Origin of the sequence: Erythrobacter sp. HI0063, from assembly GCF_001635685.1 — a bacterium.
In the GTDB taxonomy this organism is placed as follows: domain Bacteria; phylum Pseudomonadota; class Alphaproteobacteria; order Sphingomonadales; family Sphingomonadaceae; genus Qipengyuania.
In genome coordinates this window covers 1-21,460 of sequence record NZ_LWFF01000336.1, presented here as the reverse complement: position 1 = coordinate 21,460, position 21,460 = coordinate 1, and the positions used below count along the sequence as shown (strand labels likewise).

24 protein-coding genes are annotated in these 21,460 nt (G+C 62.6%); 3 read left to right on the top strand and 21 right to left on the bottom strand.

Annotated features, from left to right (window positions below; translation table 11 throughout):
• Window positions 1-87: 87 nt before the first annotated feature.
• The 20 genes from nuoN to A3736_RS14790 form a co-directional block, all read right to left on the bottom strand.
• Window positions 88-1,566 (bottom strand): NADH-quinone oxidoreductase subunit NuoN, encoded by a 1,479-nt coding sequence (gene nuoN, locus A3736_RS14875; RefSeq protein WP_067684569.1) that lies wholly within the window; start codon window positions 1,564-1,566, stop codon window positions 88-90.
• A complete protein-coding gene (locus A3736_RS14870) occupies window positions 1,566-3,125 on the bottom strand; it encodes an NADH-quinone oxidoreductase subunit M (protein ID WP_067684567.1) in 1,560 nt (519 codons plus the stop codon). Before A3736_RS14870 ends, nuoN begins: the two co-directional genes overlap by 1 nt.
• A 15-nt stretch (window positions 3,126-3,140) precedes the next feature.
• Entirely contained in the window at window positions 3,141-5,204 is a 2,064-nt protein-coding gene (gene nuoL, locus A3736_RS14865; protein WP_067684565.1) for an NADH-quinone oxidoreductase subunit L, read from the bottom strand.
• Between the two features lie 7 nt (window positions 5,205-5,211).
• A complete protein-coding gene (nuoK, locus tag A3736_RS14860; RefSeq protein ID WP_067684563.1) occupies window positions 5,212-5,517 on the bottom strand; it encodes an NADH-quinone oxidoreductase subunit NuoK in 306 nt (101 codons plus the stop codon).
• A complete protein-coding gene (locus tag A3736_RS14855; protein ID WP_067684561.1) occupies window positions 5,514-6,137 on the bottom strand; it encodes an NADH-quinone oxidoreductase subunit J in 624 nt (207 codons plus the stop codon). The genes nuoK and A3736_RS14855 overlap by 4 nt, the downstream gene beginning before the upstream one ends.
• Window positions 6,138-6,164: 27 nt before the next feature.
• Entirely contained in the window at window positions 6,165-6,650 is a 486-nt protein-coding gene (gene nuoI / locus A3736_RS14850) for an NADH-quinone oxidoreductase subunit NuoI (protein ID WP_067684559.1), read from the bottom strand.
• Window positions 6,647-7,699 (bottom strand): NADH-quinone oxidoreductase subunit NuoH, encoded by a 1,053-nt coding sequence (gene nuoH / locus A3736_RS14845; protein ID WP_067684557.1) that lies wholly within the window; start codon window positions 7,697-7,699, stop codon window positions 6,647-6,649. Before nuoH ends, nuoI begins: the two co-directional genes overlap by 4 nt.
• Window positions 7,696-7,881 (bottom strand): hypothetical protein, encoded by a 186-nt coding sequence (locus A3736_RS14840; protein ID WP_067684555.1) that lies wholly within the window; start codon window positions 7,879-7,881, stop codon window positions 7,696-7,698. The genes nuoH and A3736_RS14840 overlap by 4 nt, the downstream gene beginning before the upstream one ends.
• A complete protein-coding gene (nuoG, locus tag A3736_RS14835; RefSeq protein ID WP_067684553.1) occupies window positions 7,881-9,866 on the bottom strand; it encodes an NADH-quinone oxidoreductase subunit NuoG in 1,986 nt (661 codons plus the stop codon). Before nuoG ends, A3736_RS14840 begins: the two co-directional genes overlap by 1 nt.
• Window positions 9,859-10,614 carry a hypothetical protein gene (locus A3736_RS14830; RefSeq protein ID WP_067684551.1) on the bottom strand — a complete coding sequence of 252 codons (756 nt, stop codon included), beginning with the start codon at window positions 10,612-10,614 and terminating at the stop codon, window positions 9,859-9,861. Before A3736_RS14830 ends, nuoG begins: the two co-directional genes overlap by 8 nt.
• Window positions 10,611-11,915, bottom strand: coding sequence for an NADH-quinone oxidoreductase subunit NuoF (nuoF, locus tag A3736_RS14825; RefSeq protein WP_067684549.1), 1,305 nt, complete (start codon window positions 11,913-11,915; stop codon window positions 10,611-10,613). Before nuoF ends, A3736_RS14830 begins: the two co-directional genes overlap by 4 nt.
• On the bottom strand, window positions 11,915-12,055 hold the full coding sequence (locus A3736_RS17720) for a hypothetical protein (protein ID WP_197465625.1): 141 nt from the start codon (window positions 12,053-12,055) through the stop codon (window positions 11,915-11,917). Before A3736_RS17720 ends, nuoF begins: the two co-directional genes overlap by 1 nt.
• The gene (locus A3736_RS17220; protein ID WP_156502158.1) at window positions 12,055-12,228 is read right to left on the bottom strand and encodes a hypothetical protein; all 174 of its coding nucleotides are present in this window, start codon (window positions 12,226-12,228) and stop codon (window positions 12,055-12,057) included. The genes A3736_RS17720 and A3736_RS17220 overlap by 1 nt, the downstream gene beginning before the upstream one ends.
• Window positions 12,225-12,893, bottom strand: a complete 669-nt coding sequence (nuoE, locus tag A3736_RS14820; protein ID WP_067684547.1) for an NADH-quinone oxidoreductase subunit NuoE — start codon at window positions 12,891-12,893, stop codon at window positions 12,225-12,227. Before nuoE ends, A3736_RS17220 begins: the two co-directional genes overlap by 4 nt.
• 252 nt (window positions 12,894-13,145) lie before the next feature.
• Window positions 13,146-14,357: an NADH-quinone oxidoreductase subunit D gene (locus A3736_RS14815; protein WP_067684545.1), complete on the bottom strand. Its 1,212-nt coding sequence runs from the start codon at window positions 14,355-14,357 to the stop codon at window positions 13,146-13,148.
• On the bottom strand, window positions 14,354-14,905 hold the full coding sequence (locus tag A3736_RS14810; protein WP_067684543.1) for a hypothetical protein: 552 nt from the start codon (window positions 14,903-14,905) through the stop codon (window positions 14,354-14,356). The genes A3736_RS14815 and A3736_RS14810 overlap by 4 nt, the downstream gene beginning before the upstream one ends.
• Window positions 14,898-15,752, bottom strand: coding sequence for an NADH-quinone oxidoreductase subunit C (locus A3736_RS14805; protein WP_067684541.1), 855 nt, complete (start codon window positions 15,750-15,752; stop codon window positions 14,898-14,900). The genes A3736_RS14810 and A3736_RS14805 overlap by 8 nt, the downstream gene beginning before the upstream one ends.
• Window positions 15,753-15,927: 175 nt before the next feature.
• On the bottom strand, window positions 15,928-16,506 hold the full coding sequence (locus tag A3736_RS14800; RefSeq protein WP_233999412.1) for an NADH-quinone oxidoreductase subunit B family protein: 579 nt from the start codon (window positions 16,504-16,506) through the stop codon (window positions 15,928-15,930).
• Window positions 16,506-16,880 carry an NADH-quinone oxidoreductase subunit A gene (locus tag A3736_RS14795; protein WP_067684539.1) on the bottom strand — a complete coding sequence of 125 codons (375 nt, stop codon included), beginning with the start codon at window positions 16,878-16,880 and terminating at the stop codon, window positions 16,506-16,508. Before A3736_RS14795 ends, A3736_RS14800 begins: the two co-directional genes overlap by 1 nt.
• Before the next feature lie 162 nt (window positions 16,881-17,042).
• Window positions 17,043-18,473, bottom strand: coding sequence for a coniferyl aldehyde dehydrogenase (locus tag A3736_RS14790; RefSeq protein ID WP_067684537.1), 1,431 nt, complete (start codon window positions 18,471-18,473; stop codon window positions 17,043-17,045).
• Between the two features lie 118 nt (window positions 18,474-18,591).
• Between A3736_RS14790 and A3736_RS14785 the strand changes: the two genes are divergently transcribed.
• Entirely contained in the window at window positions 18,592-19,788 is a 1,197-nt protein-coding gene (locus A3736_RS14785) for an acetyl-CoA C-acyltransferase (RefSeq protein ID WP_067684535.1), read from the top strand.
• 25 nt (window positions 19,789-19,813) lie between these two features.
• Window positions 19,814-20,230 carry a hypothetical protein gene (locus A3736_RS14780; RefSeq protein ID WP_067684534.1) on the top strand — a complete coding sequence of 139 codons (417 nt, stop codon included), beginning with the start codon at window positions 19,814-19,816 and terminating at the stop codon, window positions 20,228-20,230.
• 36 nt (window positions 20,231-20,266) lie between these two features.
• Here the strand turns inward: A3736_RS14780 and A3736_RS14775 are convergent, their stop codons facing one another.
• The gene (locus tag A3736_RS14775; protein WP_233999411.1) at window positions 20,267-20,749 is read right to left on the bottom strand and encodes an SH3 domain-containing protein; all 483 of its coding nucleotides are present in this window, start codon (window positions 20,747-20,749) and stop codon (window positions 20,267-20,269) included.
• A gap of 89 nt (window positions 20,750-20,838) precedes the next feature.
• On the opposite strand from A3736_RS14775, the gene A3736_RS14770 reads away from it, so the two are divergent.
• Window positions 20,839-21,460 (top strand): NAD(P)-dependent oxidoreductase (locus A3736_RS14770; protein WP_304439420.1); only part of this gene is annotated, 622 nt, incomplete at its 3' end.

Here is a 21,460-nt window from a genome sequence, read left to right as displayed (position 1 = left end):
GCCAATCGCCTTCGGCTATAGGATCGCCCGCACGCAGGCTCTCCAGCAGATCGGCATTGGTCGAGCCGGTTTCGGCGACGGTCCGTATCAAACGACGGTGAAGAGCACGCTGGCGGCGCGGTCCGCCACGCCCTCAAGCCACGGCGTCGCGAGATAGCCGAGCGGCGACATCAGCAGGGCGCTGAGGCCGAGCACCACCCAATGGCCGGTCGGACTGTCGGCAATCACCGCCTCGCCTTCGGGCGCTGTGCTGAGCGGCTCGTCGAAGAACATCACCTTGACGAATTTCAGGTAATAGAACGCGCCGATCACGCTGGCGGCGATACCGATGGCGGCGAGCGCGATCAGATCGGCCTCGACCGCGGCCTGGAAGACCACGAATTTGCCCCAGAAGCCGAACAGCGGCGGAATTCCGGCAAGGCTGAACATCAGGATCAGCAGACACCAGGCGAGAGCCGGCTTGGTGGTCGAGAGGCCCGAGATGCCTGCAAAGGTCTCGATCTGCTCACCGGAACTGTCGCGTAGCATCAGCAGGGCGGCGAAAGAGCCGATGGTCATCGCCGCGTAGATCGCGAGATAGACCAACACCGAACTTGCCCCCTGCGGCGTCGCGGCGGCGAGACCGATCAGGATGAAGCCGACATTGTTGATCGAGCTGTAAGCCAGCAGGCGCTTAAGATTCTGCTGACCGATAGCGCCGAGCGCACCGACCACGATCGAGGCAAGGGCCGCGAAGATCACGATCTGGCGCCACGCATCCGTCTGCGCCCCGAACGCGTCGAGCGCGATGCGAGTGAGCATGACGACCGCTGCCACCTTCGGCGCACTGGCGAAGAAGGCGGTGACCGGCGTCGGCGCGCCTTCATAGACGTCCGGCGTCCACATGTGGAACGGCACTGCCGCGATCTTGAACGCGAGGCCTGCGAGCACGAAGACGACGCCGAACAGCGCGCCGGTCGAGAAACCATCCGCAAAGGCTATGCTGATTCCGGAATAGGAGGTCGTGCCGGAGAACCCGTAAACGAGGCTCATCCCGTAAAGGATGATGCCCGAGGCAAGCGCGCCGAGAATGAAATATTTGAGGCCCGCTTCGTTCGAGCGCGCGTCATTGCGCAGGAAAGCGGCCAGCACGTAGCTCGCCAGGCTCGACAGTTCGAGGCCGACATACAGCGTCACCAGATCGACGGCGGAGACCATCATGCCCATGCCGACGGCTGCAAACAGCATCAGCACCGGATATTCGGGGCGATAGGCGCCACGCGCATCGAAGAAGCGCGGCGTAACCACGAGACAGGCGATCGTCGCGAGATAGATCACGATCTTCGCAAAGCTGCCGAAGCCGTCCGCGCTGTAAAGGCCGCCGAACGCTTCCCCGCCCATCGCGTAGGCGGGATCGAACAGGAGATGGGCAGTCCAGGCGGTCGCGCCGAAAAGGACGGCGGCAGCCACGATCGTGACGGCGCGCGAGGCTTTCGGCATCCAGGCGGACACGAGGAGCAGGATCAACGCGGCGACCGAAAGCATTACTTCCGGTGCGGCGAGGTAGAAAGAGGCAGCGTAGGTCATCAGTGCGAACCCTCCGCCGCAGCCGATCCTTCGGCATGGTCGCCAGCGACGTAATTTGCAGCGTGCTCGCGCGGTTCACCCACGGCAAGCGCGCTGTCTCTCGCAGGCGCGGCGCGCGCGAGGCGCACTTCCAGCACGGCAATGTCGGCGCGCATCGGAGCGAGGAAGCTCTCGGGATAGACACCCATCCACAAGACCGCCGCCGCGATCGGGCCTAGCATGGCCCATTCGCGCAGGGAGAGGTCGGGCATCGCAGCCGCATCTGCGTTCTTCTGAATGCCGAACACGACGCGGCGGTAGAGATAAAGCATGTAGGCAGCGCCCAGAATGATACCGGTGGTGAGGATGAGCGTGGCCCAGGTCGAGACTTCGTAGACCCCGGCCAGCGCCAGAAATTCGCCGACGAAATTGCTCGTACCGGGAAGGCCGATGCTCGCCATGGTGAACAGGAGGAAGAAGAAGGCATAGCGCGGCATGTTGATGGCGAGGCCGCCATACCGTCCGATCTCGCGTGTGTGCAGTCGATCGTAGATCACGCCGACGCACAGGAACAACGCGCCCGAAACCAGCCCGTGGCCGAGCATGATCATCATCGCGCCCTCGATCCCCTGCACGTTGAAAGCGAACAGGCCCGCCGTCACGATCGCCATGTGGGCGACCGAGCTGTAGGCGATCAGTTTCTTCATGTCGTGCTGCACCAGCGCGACGAGCGATGTGTAGATCACCGCCACCATCGACAGGCCGAACACCAGCCAAAGGAATTGCGCGCTCGCTTCGGGGAACATCGGCAGGCTGAAGCGGATGAAGCCATAACCGCCCAGCTTCAGGAGAACGCCTGCGAGGATGACCGAGCCCGCCGTCGGCGCTTGGACGTGCGCGTCGGGAAGCCAGGTGTGGACCGGCCACATCGGCATCTTCACTGCGAAGCTGGCGAAGAAGGCCAGCCACAACCAGGTCTGTGCACCGGGGGTGAAATCATACTGCATCAGCGTTGGGATGTCGCTGGTGCCCGCCTGGTTCACCATCCACATCATCGCGATCAGCATCACCACCGATCCGAGCAGGGTATACAGGAAGAATTTGTAGCTCGCGTAGATGCGATTGTCCCCGCCCCACACGCCGATGATCAGATACATCGGGATCAGGCCGGCTTCGAAGAAGATATAGAACAGGAACATGTCCTGCGCCGCGAACACGCCGATCATGAGCGTTTCCATGATCAGGAAAGCGGCCATATATTCGCCGACGCGCTTCTGAATCCCGTCCCAACTGGCGAGGATGCAGATCGGCATCAGGAAGACGCTGAGCATGATCAGCATCAGCGCGATCCCGTCGATCCCCAGCGCATAGTCGAACACCGCGAAGAGGTCCGCGCGTTCGGTGAATTGCCACTGGGCGCCGCCGATATCGTAATTCAGCCAGAGCGCGATGCCGAGCGCCAGATTGACCAGCGTGGCGACCAGCGCGGTCAGTCGTGCGGTTGCCGCAGGAAGAAACAGGCAGGCAATCCCCGCCGCCAGCGGCACGATCAGCATCGTCGAGAGGATGGGGAATTCCATCAGAACAGGACCGCCTTAAACCAGAACATATGTGACTGCGGCGACCAGGCCGAGAAGCATCACCAGCGCGTAGCTGTAGACGTACCCGCTCTGCACCCGCTTCGCGAGCATGCTGCCGCGCTCGACGACCCAGGCCGCACCATTGGGACCGAAGCGATCGATCGTTCCGACATCGCCAAGCTTCCAGAACTGTCGGCCGAGCCACAGCGAAGGCCGGATGAACACGCGCTCGTACAATTCGTCGAAATACCACTTGTTGTAGAAGAAGCGGTAGACCGGGCCGAGCTGCTCCGCCCCCTTCGCCGGCAGAGAGGTGTCGCGGATGTAGGCCATCCACGCCGCGAGCAGGCCGAGCAGCATCACGATCGCAGCGGCATACTTCACCAGATAGGGCGTCGCATGCATCGCGTGGATCAGCGGCTCGTTGTAGAAGATGGAGCCGTTCCAGAACGCCGCGCTGTCGAGGAAGGTCGGCGCGAACAGCTGGCCTGCCAGCACCGCGCCGATCGACAGGATGCCAAGCGGGATGAGCATGGAGATCGGGCTTTCGTGCGGGTGATAGCCCGCCGTGCCCGCCTGATAATTCGGCGAAGGGACGTGATGCGTCGTGTCGTGCCCGGCATCTTCCTGAACCGGCGGATTGTGCTCTTCCGGCTCGTCATGCCCGGCATGGACGGCGTGCTGGATATGCTCGCTATCGGCCCAGCGTGGCTTGCCCCAGAAGGTGAGGAACATCAGGCGCCAGCTGTAGAAGCTGGTCAGCAACGCGGCGAAGGTGCCCATCCAGAAGGCGAACTGCCCCAGCTCGGTCCCGCGCGCATAGGCGACTTCGAGGATCGCATCCTTCGACCAGAAACCCGCGAAGCCGACGCCGAGATGATAAACCCCAACCCCGGTGATCGCCAGCGTGCCTGCCAGCATGGCGTAGAAGGTGAACGGGATCTCCTTACGCAGCGCCCCGTAATAGCGCATGTCCTGTTCGTGATGCATCGCATGGATGACCGAGCCTGCGCCCAGGAACAGCAGCGCTTTGAAGAAGGCGTGGGTGAAGAGGTGGAACATCGCCGCACCGTATGCACCGACGCCCGCGGCGAAGAACATGTAGCCGAGCTGCGAACAGGTCGAATAGGCGATGACGCGCTTGATGTCCCACTGCGTCGTGCCGACCGTAGCGGCGAAGATGCAGGTCGCCGCACCGATGAATGTGACGAGGCCGAGCGCGAACGGCGCAGCTTCGAACATCGGCGACAGGCGGCAGACCATGAACACGCCCGCGGTCACCATGGTGGCGGCGTGGATCAGCGCGGAAACGGGCGTCGGCCCCTCCATCGCGTCGGGCAACCAGGTATGGAGGCCGAGCTGTGCCGATTTGCCCATCGCACCGATGAACAGCAGCACGCACAGAACGTCCATCGTATTGGCGCGATAGCCCAGGAAACCGATGCTAGCTCCCGACATGCCCGGCGCGGCGGCCAAGATTTCGGGAATCGAGACGGTACCGAACACAAGGAACGTTCCGAAAATCCCGAGCATGAAGCCTAGATCGCCTACGCGATTGACCACAAACGCCTTCATCGCGGCGGCATTGGCGCTCGGCTTCTTGAACCAGAAGCCGATGAGAAGATAGCTGGCGAGCCCCACCCCTTCCCATCCGAAGAACATCTGGACGAGATTGTCGGCCGTCACCAGCATCAGCATGGCGAAGGTGAAAAGCGAGAGATAGGCGAAGAAGCGCGGCTGATCCGGATCCTCCTCCATATAGCCCCAGCTATAGAGGTGGACGAGGGCGGACACGGTCGTCACCACCACCAGCATCACGGCCGTCAGCGTATCGACGCGCAGCGCCCAGTCGAAGGTCAGATCGCCGGACTGCATCCATTGCAGCACCGGCACCACCGTCGCACTCGCATCGCCGGACACGAAGCTGAGGAAGATCGGCCAGCTCAGCGCGCAGGCGATGAACAGCGCGCCGGTCGTCACCGCCTTGGTGACGACGCTCGGCATCGTCTTGTTGACGATTCCGCCGATGATCGCGGCGAACAGCGGGAGGAAAACGATCAGGATGATGGAGGTCTGCACCGGGCGGTTATCCCTTCATCCGATTGACGTCGTCGACCGCGATCGTGCCGCGGCCACGGAAATAGATCACCAGGATCGCCAGCCCGATCGCCGCTTCCGACGCCGCGACGGCGAGAATGAACATGGCGAAGATCTGCCCCGTAAGATCGTTCAGGAAGGCGCTGAAGGCGACCATGTTGATGTTGACCGCCAGCAGGATCAGCTCGATCGCCATCAGGATGACGATGATGTTCTTGCGGTTCAGAAAAATGCCCAGGACGCCGAGCACGAACAGGATCGCGCTCACGACGATATAATGTTCGATGCCGATCACAGCTCGACCCCCTCACCCACGGTAGGACGCTTCATTACGGTCGCCTCGTTCGGATTGCGGCGGTTCTGCTTGGCGATATCCTGCTGACCGCGATGGTCGCCTGCGGTCTTGCGATGCGTCAGCACGATCGCGCCGATCATCGCAACGAGCAGCACCAGGCCAGTCGCTTCGAACAGGAAGATGTAATCGGAATAGAGCAGCGCGCCGAGCGCTTCGGTGTTGCTGACGCCGACGATCGGCGCAGCCATTCCGTCGGGCGTCCCGAGCGCGATTGCGCCAGCGCGATAGGCACCGATGCCCAGCACCAGTTCCGCCAGCAGAACCAGCGCGATCGCAATCCCGAGCGGGAAGTTCTTGATGAAACCGGCCCGCAGTTCCGCAAAATCGATGTCCAGCATCATGACGACGAACAGGAACAGCACCGCGACTGCGCCGACATAGACGATGACCAGCAGCATCGCGATGAATTCCGCGCCGACCAGCACCATGAGGCCCGCGGCGTTGAAGAAGGCGAGGATCAGCCACAGCACCGAATGGACCGGATTGCGCGACATGATGACCATGACCGCGGACGCAATGACCAGCACGGCGAACAGGTAGAAGGCGATAGTCTGAATCATGGGGCCCCAGTCTGGTTCGCGCGCCGGTTAGCGGTAGGGCGCGTCGGCTTCAAGGTTCGCGGCAATCGCCCGCTCCCACTTGTCCCCGTTCGCGAGCAGTTTCGCCTTGTCGTAGAGCAGCTCCTCGCGCGTTTCGGTCGAATATTCGAAATTCGGCCCCTCAACCACGGCATCCACCGGGCAGGCTTCCTGGCAGAAACCGCAATAGATGCACTTGGTCATGTCGATATCGTAGCGCGTGGTGCGGCGCGATCCGTCATCGCGCGGTTCGCTCTCGATCGTGATCGCCTGCGCCGGGCAGACCGCCTCGCAGAGCTTGCAGGCGATGCAGCGCTCTTCCCCGTTCGGATAGCGGCGCAGCGCGTGCTCGCCGCGGAAACGGGGCGACAGCGGGTTTTTCTCGAAAGGATAGTTGATCGTCACCTTGGGCTTGAAGAAATACTTCAGCGTGAGGGCGTGCGCCTTCACGAATTCCCACAGGGTGAACGATTTGACGAGTTGGGCGACGCTCATGCCGCACCTCCATAACGGGTTATCATCAGCCAGCCCGAGATCGCGACCACGAAGAGCAGGCTCATCGGCAGGAACACTTTCCAGCCCAGGCGCATCAGCTGGTCGTAGCGATAGCGCGGAACGGTCGCCATGACCCAGCTGAACATGAAGAAGAAGAAGAACGTCTTGAGCAGGAACCAGATGATGCCCGGTACGAAATACAGCGGCGCCCAGTCGATCGGCGGCAGCCACCCACCGAAGAACAGCAGCGTGTTGAGGCTGCACATCAGCAGGATGTTGGCATATTCGCCGAGCCAGAACAGCGCGAAGCTCATGCTGGAATATTCGGTCTGGTAGCCTGCGACGAGCTCGCTCTCCGCTTCGGTCAGGTCGAAGGGAACGCGCTGGGTTTCGGCAAGACAGGAGATGAAAAACACCACCCAGATCGGGAACAGCAGCAGGTTGAAATAATAGCCGTTGACGATCCCGAAGCCGTGGCCGCGCTGCGAATTGACGATCTCGGTCAGGTTGAAGCTGCCCGCATAAAGCACCACGCAAACGAGGATGAAGCCGATCGAGACTTCGTAGCTGATCATTTGCGCAGCGGCGCGCATGGCGGAGAAGAACGGATATTTCGAGTTACTCGCCCACCCGCTCATCACCACGCCGTAAACCGACAGCGAACTGATAGCGAGGATGTAGAGCAGGCCGACATTGATATCCGCCAGCACCACGCCGGCATCGAAGGGGATTACCGCCCAAGCGGCCAGCGCCACGGTGAAAGTAACGATCGGGGCGAGGATGAAGATACCCTTGTTCGCCGCGCTGGGGATGATGGTTTCCTGCAAGAACACCTTCAACCCGTCGGCGAAGCTCTGCAACAGGCCGAACGGGCCGACCACATTGGGCCCGCGCCGCAGATTGATCGCGGCCCAGACCTTGCGATCGACATAGATGATCATGGCGACCGCCAGCATCAGCGGCAGCGCGATCAGCAGCACGCCCGCCACGGTCGCGACGCCCCACGCCCATTCGTAGGTCATGCCCAGCGATTGGAAGAATTCGGTCACTTGTCACCCTTCCCGGTCGGCGTCTTGCGGCCCCGGTTCTTCTCGGCGTCTTTGGCGGCAAAGGCCTCGTTGCGCCAGCCATTCTTGGCATTCGATTTGTGCGGACGGTTCTCCGAAAAAGCACGGAAAACCGCGTAGGCGCCCGCGCCCACCAGAGCGAGGGGGATGATCGGGACCGCCATTATTCCGCCGCCTCCGCGAGATCCGGGCCGAGCAGTTCGGCCGAACATTGCTGCATCACCGCACTCGCCCGCGAGATCGGATTGGTGAGGTAGAAATCCGCGATAGGATAATTGGCGATCGACCCTTCCGCCTTCGCCGCCCCATCCGGCTCGGGCAACGCGCCATAATCGGCGAGCCCTTCTTCGCCAAGAGCAGGTACGTCGGCAATCATCGCGCCCTGCAATTCGGCAAAGCTGTCGAAGCCGACCTTGAGGTCCAGCGCATCGGCGAGCGCGCGCAGGATCGTCCAGTCCTCGCGCGCGTCTCCGGGCGCGAACACGGCTTTTTCAGCGAACTGCACGCGGCCTTCGGTGTTGACGTAGGTTCCGTCCTTTTCGGCATAGCTCGCGCCGGGCAGGACGATATCGGCATGATGCGCGCCCTTGTCGCCGTGATGGCCGATATAGACCTTCAGGCTCCCATCGAATGCGGCATAGTCCATCTCGTCCGCGCCCAGCGAGAGCAGAACCTTGGGCTTCGCCTTCGCGATATCCGCAATCCCGCCCTTCTGCGCGTAGCCGAGCATCAACCCGCCCATTCGACTGGCCGCCATATGCAGCACGTTGAACGCCGCGCCCCAGCCAGAGGCCAGCGCCAGCGCCTTCGCATGCGCGCCTTTGAGGCCCGCGCCGCCGACGATCACGGCCGGACGTTCCGCCGCGTCGAACGCATCGCCGACATGGCCGGGCAGATCGTTGAGGACGCCGAGATCGTTGCCGAGGAATTCGCCGCCGAACGTGGTATCCCAGCGCGCACCGACCAAGAATATCTTCGCGCCGCGCTTCGCCGCCTTGCGCAGGCGGACGTTCACAAGTGGCGCTTCCCAGCGGACATGACTGCCCACGATCAGGATCGCATCGGCGTTCTCGATGCCCGCCAGCGTCGAATTGAAATTCACCGCCGCGAGATTGGATACGTCGTAATCCATGCCCGTCTGGCGGCCTTCCATGAGGCTCGATCCGCTGGCTTTCAGAAGCGCCTTGGCCGCGAACATCGTCTCGCAATCGACGAGATCGCCAGCGATGGCCGCAATGCTCTTACCGGGCTTGGCCGCTGCAATCATCGCGAAGGCTTCGTTCCAGCTGGCCGCCTGCAACTTGCCGTCGCGGCGCACGAACACCTTGTCGAGCCGACGGCGCATCAGGCCGTCGACCTGATAGCGGGCCTTGTCGGAAATCCATTCCTCGTTGACGTCGTCATTGATGCGGGGAAGCGCGCGCATGACTTCGCGCCCGCGGCTGTCGAGCCGGATGTTCGCGCCGACCGCATCGCTGACGTCGATCGAGAGCGTCTTCTTCAGCTCCCACGGACGGGCCTCGAACGCATAGGGACGCGATGTCAGTGCGCCGACCGGGCACAGGTCGATCACATTGGCCGAAAGCTCGTGTTCCGCGGCCTGTTCGAGATAGGTCGTGATCTGCATGTCCTCGCCGCGCCCGACCGCGCCGATCTCGTCCACGCCCGCGATTTCCTCGCTGAAGCGCACGCAGCGGGTGCAGTGGATGCAGCGGGTCATGATCGTCTTGATCAGCGGCCCCATATATTTCTCGGTCACCGCGCGCTTGTTCTCGTGATAGCGCGTGGCGCCGCGACCATAGGTCATCGACTGATCCTGAAGGTCGCATTCGCCGCCCTGGTCGCAGATCGGGCAGTCGAGCGGATGGTTGATGAGCAGGAACTCCATCACACCTTCGCGCGCGGTCTTGACCATCTGCGTGTCGGTGCGGATTTCCTGGCCTTCGGTGGCCGGAAGCGCGCAACTCGCCTGCGGCTTCGGCGGTCCGGGCTTCACTTCGACCAGACACATGCGGCAATTGCCCGCGATGCTCAGCCGTTCGTGATAGCAGAAGCGCGGGATTTCCTTACCCGCAAGCTCGCAGGCCTGGAGCACGGTGGCGCCGTCCGGAACCTCGATTTCCTGGCCGTCTACGGTGACTTTAGGCATCTTCTGATCCTGCTTGTTCGGCATTCTGCGGCTTCGACACCGCGTAATAGGTTACTTCGGCCAATTGATTGCGAAGCGTCGGTGCGCTCAGTTTGAGAACTTGGCCTTCCATGACGCATTCGCTGAAGCTTGGAGCCATTTCGACGATCGCCGATTTCTCTTCTGCACTGCCCGGCACGGTCTGGAAAAGCGCTTCCATCTTGTCCGGATTGAGTCCCATGACACAGCCCGCGAACCCCAAGGCGAACATGCGGCTCATTTCGTCCGACCTTGCCCCATGGAATCGCTCTGCCACATACATTCCATCATCGCCCAGAGAAAGCGCGGCGGGATCGATGGACACATCTTCTTCGCGCAGCATGCTCTCTGCCAACGCGCCACGCAGAGCGGAATGATCGAACCGCATGGTCATGACCCCACGCGCACTGCGCAGATTGCCGACCGAGGACATGTCCATGTCGGGCATGCAACGATCGAGCTTCTTCGCGAACACCGCGTAGGCTTCTTCCTCCATGGCAGAAGCCGGCACGGTTTCGAGATAAGCCCGGACCTGATCCGCCCGATCATCCGCGAGACATACGGCGGTGCGCATCATCGTGAGTTCAGGCGCCGCATTTGCCGTCGCGGCACGCGGATCCGACGGCTGCCTCTTGAGCTTGAAGCCCATCGGACTCGAATAAGGCTGCGCAAGCGCAGGCACGCCTGAACACACCAATCCCAGCGCGCCGAGAAGAACGGCAAGCTTCACTCCGCAGCCTCCAGAGCGTCGGGCGCAAACTGCGCGTTGTGCTCCTCGATCCGCCGCTCCAACTCGGGACGGAAATGGCGGATGAGGCCCTGGATCGGCCACGCCGCCGCGTCGCCAAGCGCGCAGATGGTGTGGCCTTCGACCTGCTTCGTCACCTGCTGGAGCATGTCGATCTCGTCGCTCGCCGCGTCGCCGGTGCGCAGGCGTTCCATCATGCGCCACATCCAGCCCGTGCCTTCGCGGCAGGGCGTGCACTGGCCGCAGCTTTCGTGCTTGTAGAAATAGCTGAGGCGGCTGATTGCGCGCACGATGTCGGTGGACTTGTCCATCACGATCACGCCTGCCGTGCCGAGGCCGGAGCCCAGTTCCTTGAGCCCGTCGAAATCCATCGGCGCGTCCCAGATCTGCTCGGCCGGGACCAGCGGGACCGACGATCCGCCGGGTATCACGGCGAGCAGATTGTCCTTGCCGCCGCGGATGCCGCCGCAATGCTTCTCGATCAGCTCGCTGAACGGGATCGAGAGCGCTTCTTCGACGACGCAGGGCTGGTTCACATGCCCGCTGATCTGGAAGAGCTTGGTGCCCTTGTTGTTCTCGCGACCGAAGCTCGCGAACCAGGATCCGCCACGCCGCAGGATCGTCGGCACAACTGCGATCGACTCGACATTGTTGACCGTGGTCGGGCAGCCATAGAGCCCGGCGCCTGCCGGGAAAGGCGGCTTGAGGCGCGGCTGGCCCTTCTTGCCTTCCAGGCTTTCGATCATCGCGGTTTCCTCGCCGCAGATATAGGCGCCCGCGCCCCGGTGCAGGAAGACATCGAAATCGTAGCCCGAGCCGCTGGCATTCTTGCCGATCAGCTTGGCGTCATAAGCCTCGTCGATCGCGGCCTGAAGCACTTCGGCTTCGCGGATATATTCGCCGCGAATGTAGATATAGGCCGCCCGCGCCCGCATCGCGAAACCCGCCACCAGCGCGCCTTCGACCAGCTTGTGCGGATCGTGACGGATGATCTCGCGGTCCTTGCAGGAACCGGGCTCGGATTCGTCGGCATTGATAACCAGAAAGCTCGGGCGGCCATCCTTCGATTCCTTCGGCATGAAGGACCATTTGAGGCCCGTCGGGAAGCCTGCGCCGCCACGCCCGCGCAGCCCGCTTGCCTTGATTTCCTCGATGATCGAATCTTGGCCGCGCGCGATCAGCGCCTTGGTATCGTCCCAATCGCCGCGCTTTTGCGCCGCCTTGAGGCCCCAATCCTGGAAGCCGTAGAGATTGGTGAAGATGCGGTCCTTGTCGGCGAGCATCAGAAAGCATTCCCTTGCGAAATAAACCAGATCGCCGCGACCGCGATGAGAGCGATCGCACCGAATTTGATGACGCCCATCAGCACCTTCCAGGCGATGAAAGCGAGCACCAAGGCCACGATGATGGTGACGATATCCATTATTTGCGCCGCAGACTTTGGTCGGACTTGGGCGAACGCCGTCCGGCGACGAGCGCGAGGATTGCGCCCGCGATGAGGATCGTCGTCCCGAAGATATCCTGATCGGTGAAGATGTCGATCGACACCCCCACGACGAACAGGATGATCCCGAGCCAGACGAGTGCGCGTCTCACCAAGCGTCTCTATAATCGTGATTGGCGTCGACCATTTCCTTGAGCGTGGTCGGACCCTCCGACGGCTCGCTCGTATGGCGCCCGGGTTCCTGCGTGCCGGGCTTGGGGCTCTCGCCCGCCGCCAGCGCATCGAGCACGGCGTCGAGGCGTTCGGAGGTCAGATCCTCGTAATTGTCGTCGTTGATCTGGACCATCGGCGCCGTGGCGCAATTGCCCATGCATTCCACTTCGGTGAGGGTCCAGAGGCCGTCTTCCGAGACATGGCCTTTCTTCATCCCCCGCTTCTTGCAGGTTTCGAACAGAGCGTCCGACCCGCGCAGCATGCAGGGCGTCGTTCCGCAGACCTGGACGTGGAATTTACCCACCGGCTTCATATTGTACATGAAGTAAAACGTCGCGACTTCGAGCACGCGGATCACCGGCATGTCGAGATAGTCGGCGACATATTCGATCACCGGCAGCGGCAACCAACCTTGGGTATCGGTTTCTTCGCCGACCTGCCGCTGGGCGAGGTCGAGAAGCGGCATCACTGCCGATTTCTGTCGACCCTCGGGATAGCGCGCAATCGCCTTGTCCGCCTTGGCGCGGTAGGCGTCGGTAAACTCGAAACCGCCCCAGCGCTCGCGCAGCTCGGGAGTGTCGGGTGCGGGGGAACGATCAGCCATTATATGCTAACCCACTAATGACTTTGTCATATTGAAAAGCTCGGCTTTCGGTTTTCAATCGGTGGAGACGGACGAGATATGCCAATCCCGCGAAACTCAAGACCGCGGGCACGCCACCCGCAACGACCGTAAGAGCAACTTCACCGTCAAAATTGCCCCACGCTTGGATAGCAAGACCACCGACCATAAGCGCTGCGGCGATGCCCAGTATCGAAAGCGCCCGTTCGGGCCATTTGGGAAATACGATTGGCCTCACCGGTCACACTCCCCGAACACCACGTCGATCGCACCCAGAATGGCAGTCGCGTCGGGCAGCATGTGGCCCTTGCACATGAAATCCATCGCCTGGAGGTGCGAAAACGCCGTCGGGCGGATCTTGCAGCGATAGGGTTTGTTCGACCCGTCGCTCACCAGATAGACGCCGAATTCCCCTTTGGGGCTCTCGGTCGCCACGTAGACTTCGCCCGCAGGCACGTGGAAGCCTTCCGTGTAGAGCTTGAAGTGATGGATCAGCGCTTCCATCGACTGCTTCATTTCGCCGCGCTTGGGCGGTGCGACCTTGCGGTCGTCGCTGGCGATCGGGCCTGACGGCATCTGCGCCAGGCACTGCTTGATGATCTTGGCGCTCTCGTAAACTTCCTTCACCCGGACGACGAAACGGTCGTAACAGTCCGAATTGGTGCCGACGGGAATGTCGAATTCCATCCGGTCGTAGACGTCGTAGGGCTGCGACTTGCGCAGATCCCACGGAATGCCCGCAGCGCGGATCATGGGGCCGGAAAAGCCCCAGGCGATCGCATCGTCGCGGCTGACATGCGCGATGTCGACATTGCGCTGCTTGAAGATGCGGTTGTCGAGCACCAGGCTCATCGCGTCGCCGAACAGTTCGGGCAAGCGCGTGTCGAGCCATTCGCCGATATCGACGAGCAGTTTTTCCGGCGCATCCTGATGCACGCCGCCGGGTCGGAAATAGGCGCTATGCATGCGCGCGCCGCTGACCCGCTCGAAGAAATTCATGCAGTCTTCGCGCAGTTCGAACACCCACAGGTTCGGCGTCATCGCGCCGACATCCATGACGTGTGCGCCGATGTTCAAGAAGTGATTGCAGATGCGCGTCAGCTCCGCGAACAGCACGCGCAGATATTGCGCCCGCTCCGGCACTTCGACATTCAAGAGCTTCTCGATCGCCAGCACGTAGCTATGCTCCATGCACAGCGGCGAACAGTAATCGAGCCGGTCGAAATAGGGCAGCGCCTGCAAATACGTTTTGTGCTCGATCAGTTTTTCGGTGCCGCGATGCAGCAGGCCGACATGCGGATCGACGCGTTCGATGATCTCGCCGTCCAGCTCCATCACCATGCGCAGCACGCCGTGCGCCGCCGGGTGCTGAGGCCCGAAATTGATCGTGTAGTTGGAAATGACCTCGTCGCCGGTCGTCGGCGATTGTTCGAGTTGCATGCTCATGAGCAGACCCACCTTCCGTTGAAGGACTTCTGGCGTCCCTGGACGTCGGTTATCGTCATCTGACCGGTGTCGCGACCGGTCGGCTGGACGAGGACGGAGAAGCCCTCCCCATTGAACGTCGTTCCGGCCTTGACCTGATCGTAGCCGCCCGGAGGCGCATCGAGCAGGATCAGCTTGCCCCCGGCCCGCACGGTCGCCTTGCCGGGCAGCGAACGATCGCTCGGCCCTGCGGCGACGAGCATTTCCTGCCCAGCGGCGCTGAAAGTGCAACCGCCCGCGCGCGGCCCCAGATCGACTCCGCCTATATTGCCGAGCCGCTCGAGCTGCGTCACGTCGGTGTTCGGTGGCGGGGCGATGCGCGCCGCAGTGGTCTCGACCGTTTGCGGCGCGACCACGACTGCGGTTCCGCCGGTAGTGCTGGTGCCCGGCGCGCCGACGCGACTGGCGAAATCCTCCGCGCTGTCGGCAGGAGCGGGCTCCTGGCTGCTGCACGCCGCCAAAACGAATGGAAGCGCCAGAGGGAGGACGAGAAGAGCGAGCTTACGCATCCTTGCCATCCTTCGGCTCGGTCGCTTCTGCCGTATCCGTGGTCTTGCCGTCACGCGCGGGCCGGCCTTCGCGATCTTCCGTCGGCTCTGGCGGAGGAGGTGCATCCTTGCCCGTCTCTTCTTCCGCAGGAGCGCCCGCGCTGACCTTTTCCGCCGCTTCCTTGTCCGCCTTGGCACCCGCGCCGGTATCGGACGGCTTTTCGGTAACCTTGGGATCGTCGACCGGCGGCGTATTCGCTTTCTCGTCACCCGGCAGCACGTAGTCCGCGCCTTCCCAGGGGCTCATGAAGTCGAACTGACGCAGATCCTGAGCAAGCTCGACCGGCTCGTACACCACGCGCTTTTCGTCTTCGGAATAGCGCAGCTCGGTATAGCCGGTAAGCGGGAAGTCCTTGCGGAAAGGGTGCCCTTCGAAACCGTAATCGGTGAGGATGCGGCGCAGATCGGTGTTCCCGTCGAACAGGACGCCGTAGAGGTCGAACACCTCACGTTCGAGCCAGCCCGCATTCGGCCACAGCGTGGTCACGGTCGGGACCGGCGTATCTTCGCTCGCCGTGCACTTGACCATGATGCGGCTGTTCTTCGTGAGGCTCAAAAGCATGTAGACCACCTCGAACCGCTCCTCGCGGCTGGGATAGTCGACCCCGGCGATCTCCATCAGCTGCTGATAGCCGTGCTCGTCGCGAAGGATGCGCAGGACATCCTCAATCGCGTCGCGGCGCACGGTGAACAACAGCTCGCCATGCTCGTCATGCGCGTCGAGCAGATGACCGCCCAACGCGGTCGAAAGCGTGTCCTTCAACCCGTCGATCAGGGTGAAGCGCGGTGCGGGATGAAGGACCGTCATCGCACTTCCTCACTCTTGGGATCAAACACATCGAACCCGAAACTCACCACCAGAGCGATTACAAGAATTGCACATAGGTCAAGAACGATGGAGTCGTAACCATGCAGCGCGATGAGCGCAAAATAGGACATCACGCCTCCCGCCAGGGCCGTGCCAATGTTTCGACTTCCTCGATTCATCGCTCGATCGTCCCGCTGCGACGGATCTTACGCTGCAACTGCATCACGCCGTAAAGCAGCGCCTCCGCTGTGGGAGGGCAGCCGGGCACATAGATATCGACCGGCACGATCCGGTCGCAGCCGCGCACGACGCTGTAGCTGTAGTGATAATAGCCGCCGCCATTTGCACAGCTGCCCATGCTGATGACGTATTTCGGGTCCGACATCTGGTCGTAAACCTTGCGCAGAGCCGGTGCCATCTTGTTGCAGAGCGTTCCCGCCACGATCATCACGTCGGACTGGCGCGGGCTGGCACGCGGCGCGACGCCGAACCGCTCCATGTCGTAACGCGGCATGTTGACGTGGATCATTTCGACCGCGCAGCAGGCGAGGCCGAAGGTCATCCACCACAGCGATCCCGTACGCGCCCACTGGAACAGGTCTTCGGTGCTGGCGACGAGGAAGCCCTTGTCGTTCACCTCGTTCTGGAGTGCGTTGAAATAGTCCTGATCCGGTTGGCGGACTTCGCCGGGCTGGGCCGTCGGCTGGATATGCGGATCGCGGCCGTGGGGAGATATCGTTCGTTGAGCGCTCATTACTGCCAGTCCAATGCCCCCATCTTCCATTCGTATGCGAGGCCGATTGCAAGGATTCCGAGGAAAACCATCATGCCGATCCAGCCCGTCCACTGCGTGAATTCGAGGCTGACCGCCCACGGGAATAGGAAGGCCGCTTCGAGATCGAACAGCAGGAAGCTGATCGCGACGAGATAGAATTTCACGTCGAACTGACTGCGCGGTTCCTCGAATGCGGGAAAGCCGCATTCATACTCGCTCAGCTTCTCCGCATTGGGATTGTGCGAGCCGGTCAGCCGCGACACGCCCATGGGCAGGAAGACGAACGCCGACGACAGCGCGACGGCGATAAAGAGGAAGATGAGGATCGGCAGATATTGCCCGAGATCGACCACGTGTGTTTCCTATCGACTTTGGCACCGATACCGGCGCGCACGTTCGGTCCCGGCCCTAGGCCTCTCGCGCCTTACGCGCAAGGGCGGCTTCGGCGGATTTCCCGCATCACGGCTTGCGCAAAACGCGCAGGAGGATGACACCTCTCACAGCTCAGGGCGGCTCTATTTCGTCAAGGCTCGCAAGGCCTTGCGAGTCGCTTCGCCATAGGGTGGTTTCAAGCCGGCCAGCTTGGCGACGTTGATCTTACTCTGCGAAAAGACGCTGCGCGCATGGCTGAATTCGCGGAAACCTTCGATCCCGTGATAGCTGCCCATGCCGCTCGGGCCGACACCCCCGAAGGGCAGGTCTTCCATCGAGACATGGAAGACGACGTCGTTGACCGTCACTCCGCCCGAAATCGTGCGCTCGAGCACGCGGCGCTCCTCGTCGCCATCGCTGCCGAAATAATAGAGGCCCAGCGGGCGATCGTGCCGGTTCACGTAATCCACCGCCTCGTCGATCGAGCGATAGGTCTTGACCGGCAGGACTGGGCCGAAGATCTCTTCCCGCATCGCCTGCATGTCCTCGGTTACATTGCGCAGTATCGTGAGCGGCATCTTGCGGGCGTTGGTGTTGGAGAAATCCTCGTCGCCGGGATTGACCTCGATCACTTCAGCCCCCTTATCGCGCGCATCCTTCACCATGTCCTGCAGGCGATCGAAATGCCGATCGGTGACGACACTGGCGTAATCCTCGTTGTCGAGCAGCGTCGGATACATCTGAGCGGTGGCCTGCCACACGCCGTGGACCGCTTCGTCGGCCTTGTCTTCGGGAACGTAGAGATAGTCGGGCGCGAGACAGATCTGGCCCGCATTCATCATCTTGCCGAGCGCCACGCGCTCGCCAGCTTTGGCGAAATCCGTGCTTTCCCCCATAATCACCGGCGATTTTCCGCCGAGTTCCAGCGTAACGGGCACGAGGTTCTTGGCAGCCGCTTCCATCACCTTCCGACCCGTGCCGGTCGACCCGGTGAAGACGAGGTGATCGAAGGGAAGCTCGCTGAATGCGGCGGCAACTTCGGGACCGCCCGCAAACACCGCGCATTCCTCGGGCGCAAAATAGCGCTCCACGAGCTCGGCGGACAATTCGCTGGTGCGTTCGGTGAACTCGCTGGGCTTTATCATCGCGCGATTGCCCGCCGCGAAAACCTGCATCAGCGGGCCGAAGCTCAGATTGACGGGGAAGTTCCAGGGACTGAGGATGCCGATAACGCCCTTGGGTTCGTAGCGGACTTCCGCCTTCGCGCCCAACAGGCCAAGCGGAAATTGCATGTGGCGCTTGTCGGGCCGCGCCCATTTTTCCGCATGCTTGAGGCAGTATTTGCCGAAATTGATCGTGCTCGCGATGTCGGTCAGCATCGACTGGCTGTAGGAACGGTTGCCGAAATCTGCGCTCATCGCCGCACACAGCGCTTCCGAATTCTCCTTCAGGAGCGCGATCGCGCGTTGCACCCGATCCTTGCGCGCATTCATCGGCTCAGGCCGATCGGCCTCGTGAGCGGCGCGTTGCCGTTTCAGCACATCTTCCATCGCCTTCGTCCGATCGCCAGCCATCGTTCTCTCCGTTTGATTTCGCCGCCTGCCGGTCCTAGCTTGAGGGCGTAGGCAAGTCTCGTCTTGCAACCGATATTGCATATCCCGTCGAATTTAAAAACCGAAAGGCCATTTCCGCATGACCCAGTTCGCCGCCAACGATCCCGTCGTCATCCTCTCTTACGCCCGCACGCCGATGGGCGGCATGCAGGGCGCCCTTGCCGATGTGTCCGCGACCGATCTGGGCGCGACCGCCGTCAAGGCGGCAGTGGAACGCTCGGGCGTCGCTCCTGAAAGCTTCGACCGTACCTATATGGGCTGCGTCCTTCCTGCCGGGCTCGGCCAGGCGCCTGCGCGCCAGGCGAGCATCAAGGCGGGCCTGCCCAAATCCGTTCAGGCGACCACGGTCAACAAAGTCTGCGGATCGGGCATGCAGACCGTGATCATGGGCGCCGAAGCGCTCGCAAGCGGATCGGTGAATTATGTCGTCGCGGGCGGAATGGAGAGCATGACCAACGCGCCCTATCTTCTGAAAAAGCACCGCAGCGGTGCGCGACTGGGCCACGATACGGCGTACGATCACATGTTCCTAGACGGCCTTGAAGACGCATACGAAGAAGGCCGTGCGATGGGTACGTTCGCGCAGCAAACCGCCAACGACTACCAGCTCACGCGCGAGCAGATGGACGATTATTCGATCGAGAGCCTGCGCCGCGCCAATGCCGCGATCGAAAGCGGCGCGTTCTCGGGCGAGGTCGTACCGGTGACCTTCAGCACCCGCGCAGGCGAGCAGACCGTCGACACCGACGAAGCGCCCGGCAAGGGCAAGCCCGACAAAATCCCGCAGCTGCGCCCGGCCTTCGCCAAGGACGGCACGATCACCGCCGCGACCAGCAGCTCGATTTCGGACGGTGCCGCTGCCGTGGTGCTGTCGCGCGAGAGCGTGGCAAAGGAAAACGGGCAGGAGCCGGTCGCAAAGATCGTCGCCCTCGCCGCCCACGCCCAGGAGCCGAGCGAGTTCACCGTCGCCCCGGTCGGCGCGATCGAGAAGGTACTCAAGAGCGCCGGATGGAGCGCGGACGAAGTCGATCTGTGGGAAGTCAACGAGGCCTTCGCCTGCGTCGCAATGTTCGCGATGCGCGACATCGGCATCCCCCACGACAAGATCAACGTGAACGGCGGTGGGACCGCGCTCGGCCATCCGATCGGCGCGAGCGGCACGCGCATCATCGTGACGCTTCTCAACGCGCTCAAGCAGCAGGGCAAGAAGCGCGGCGTCGCCTCGCTCTGCATCGGCGGCGGCGAAGCCACCGCCGTCGCGGTCGAAATGGTCTGACGAAGCCGTCGAGGAGATTACCGCGATGAAGATCCATTCCGCCCTTACCGCCTGCCTCCTTCTCGCTGCCTGCGGTTCGAACGAGGCGGAGGACACTGTGCCCGCTCCGGCAGACGTCGCTGCGCCCTCAACCACGACCGACACGGTTACGCCTGCCGCGATGGCCGGGACTTACGAAGTGACCTTGCCCGATGGGACGGTGACGATGCAGACCCTGTCCGCCGACGGAACCTATGTCGATCGGATGGACGGCGAAGTCACGGAAAGCGGGACCTGGCGCCAGCAGGGCGATCAGCTCTGCTATGCGCCCGAAGGCGATACGGCGACCGAACAATGCTTCGCTGGCGGCGAACCCGGCCCGGACGGCGCTTTCGAAATGCGCGACGATGCGGGCGATGTCACCGCGACGGTACGCAAGGTGGACGCGCAGCCCACCGCCTGACGGAGGATTTACCGTTAAATCGGGCGTCGGCGGGGATCAGTCCTCGTCGTCGCCCCACAGGCGATCCGCTTCGACCCATCCTTGCCGGTCGTCGAGCCGCAATTCGCACCATCCCGAACTGCATTCTCCGAGCGTGCCTGTAACGCCCGCTTCGAGCCGCCATTTGAGCTCTGCGGAAGCGCTAGGTGCCGCGCGCATCGGGGCCGGTTCGCCTTCGGAGACGATGGCAGTGCGATCCGGGCTCAGAAGCCGGGCCACAACCCAGCCTTGCTCGCCGTCGGGATCTTCGATCAGGCGCCACCCCTCCATTACGCGCACGACCCGCACGGGCAGACCCGCGCGCCTATAGACCCAGGCGATCTTGTAATCTGCGCTCGGCCCCACGCGCATATTGAGCTCGGTCGCACGAATGCTCGCCCAATAGGGCACTTCGCGATCCTGCGCGGTGGCTGGAGACGCGAGAGCCGACAAAACGGCGGAAAAGGCGAGTAAAGCGAGACGCATATCAGGCGGAGTCATACCCGACGCCCCACAGCCCTTCAAGCGGTCGCGACATTGCGCTCGCTCGCCGCTTGACCGGAATCGTGCCGAGCGCCTAGCCCGAGAAGATGCCCGACACCGTACCTCCTTCTTCTCCGGCCCCGTCCCGCCGCCTCGATCATCCGCCGCGCGTCGTAGTGACACGGCATCTTATGCCGACTGTCGAGGCGCGGCTGGGCGAATTGTTCGACGCGCGCTGCAATTCCAGCGACGAACCCATGTCGCGTGACGAGCTCGTTGCCGCCATGCGCGAGTGCGACGTGCTCGTCCCCACCGTGACCGACCGGATCGATGCCGAAATGCTTGCCGAAGCGGGGGATCGCCTCGGCCTCATCGCCAATTTCGGAGCGGGGACCGATCATATCGACCTCAAGGCGGCGGCCAAGCGCCGGATTCTGGTCACGAATACGCCCGGCGTCTTCACCGAGGATACCGCCGACCTGACGATGGCGGGAATCATCGGCGTCCCGCGCCGGGTGCGCGAAGGTGTGGAACTGATCCGCTCGGGCCAGTGGACCGGCTGGACGCCGACGGCGCTTCTCGGCCGCAAGCTGGCGGGCAAGGTGCTCGGCATCGTCGGCATGGGCCGCATCGGCCAAGCAGTGGCGCATCGCGCCCGCGCCTTCGGGCTAGAAATCGCTTATCACAATCGTAAGCGCCTGCCCGAAGCGGTCGAGCGGATGTTCGGTG

Bases quoted from the DNA above. Each gene is read 5' to 3' on its own strand.
- A3736_RS14780 (WP_067684534.1), top strand. From the start codon at position 19,814: ATGAAGATCCATTCCGCCCTTACCGCCTGCCTCCTTCTCGCTGCCTGC.
- A3736_RS14785 (WP_067684535.1), top strand. From the start codon at position 18,592: ATGACCCAGTTCGCCGCCAACGATCCCGTCGTCATCCTCTCTTACGCC.
- A3736_RS14805 (WP_067684541.1), bottom strand. From the start codon at position 15,752: ATGACGGTCCTTCATCCCGCACCGCGCTTCACCCTGATCGACGGGTTG.
- nuoG (WP_067684553.1), bottom strand. From the start codon at position 9,866: ATGCCTAAAGTCACCGTAGACGGCCAGGAAATCGAGGTTCCGGACGGC.
- A3736_RS14855 (WP_067684561.1), bottom strand. From the start codon at position 6,137: ATGATTCAGACTATCGCCTTCTACCTGTTCGCCGTGCTGGTCATTGCG.
- A3736_RS14790 (WP_067684537.1), bottom strand. From the start codon at position 18,473: ATGGCTGGCGATCGGACGAAGGCGATGGAAGATGTGCTGAAACGGCAA.
- A3736_RS14800 (WP_233999412.1), bottom strand. From the start codon at position 16,506: ATGAGCGCTCAACGAACGATATCTCCCCACGGCCGCGATCCGCATATC.
- nuoI (WP_067684559.1), bottom strand. From the start codon at position 6,650: ATGAGCGTCGCCCAACTCGTCAAATCGTTCACCCTGTGGGAATTCGTG.
- nuoF (WP_067684549.1), bottom strand. From the start codon at position 11,915: ATGCTCGCCGACAAGGACCGCATCTTCACCAATCTCTACGGCTTCCAG.
- A3736_RS14870 (WP_067684567.1), bottom strand. From the start codon at position 3,125: ATGGAATTCCCCATCCTCTCGACGATGCTGATCGTGCCGCTGGCGGCG.
- nuoE (WP_067684547.1), bottom strand. From the start codon at position 12,893: ATGGCTGATCGTTCCCCCGCACCCGACACTCCCGAGCTGCGCGAGCGC.
- A3736_RS14840 (WP_067684555.1), bottom strand. From the start codon at position 7,881: ATGGCGGTCCCGATCATCCCCCTCGCTCTGGTGGGCGCGGGCGCCTAC.
- nuoN (WP_067684569.1), bottom strand. From the start codon at position 1,566: ATGACCTACGCTGCCTCTTTCTACCTCGCCGCACCGGAAGTAATGCTT.
- A3736_RS14775 (WP_233999411.1), bottom strand. From the start codon at position 20,749: ATGACTCCGCCTGATATGCGTCTCGCTTTACTCGCCTTTTCCGCCGTT.
- A3736_RS17720 (WP_197465625.1), bottom strand. From the start codon at position 12,055: ATGGATATCGTCACCATCATCGTGGCCTTGGTGCTCGCTTTCATCGCC.
- A3736_RS14810 (WP_067684543.1), bottom strand. From the start codon at position 14,905: ATGCGTAAGCTCGCTCTTCTCGTCCTCCCTCTGGCGCTTCCATTCGTT.
- A3736_RS14815 (WP_067684545.1), bottom strand. From the start codon at position 14,357: ATGAGCATGCAACTCGAACAATCGCCGACGACCGGCGACGAGGTCATT.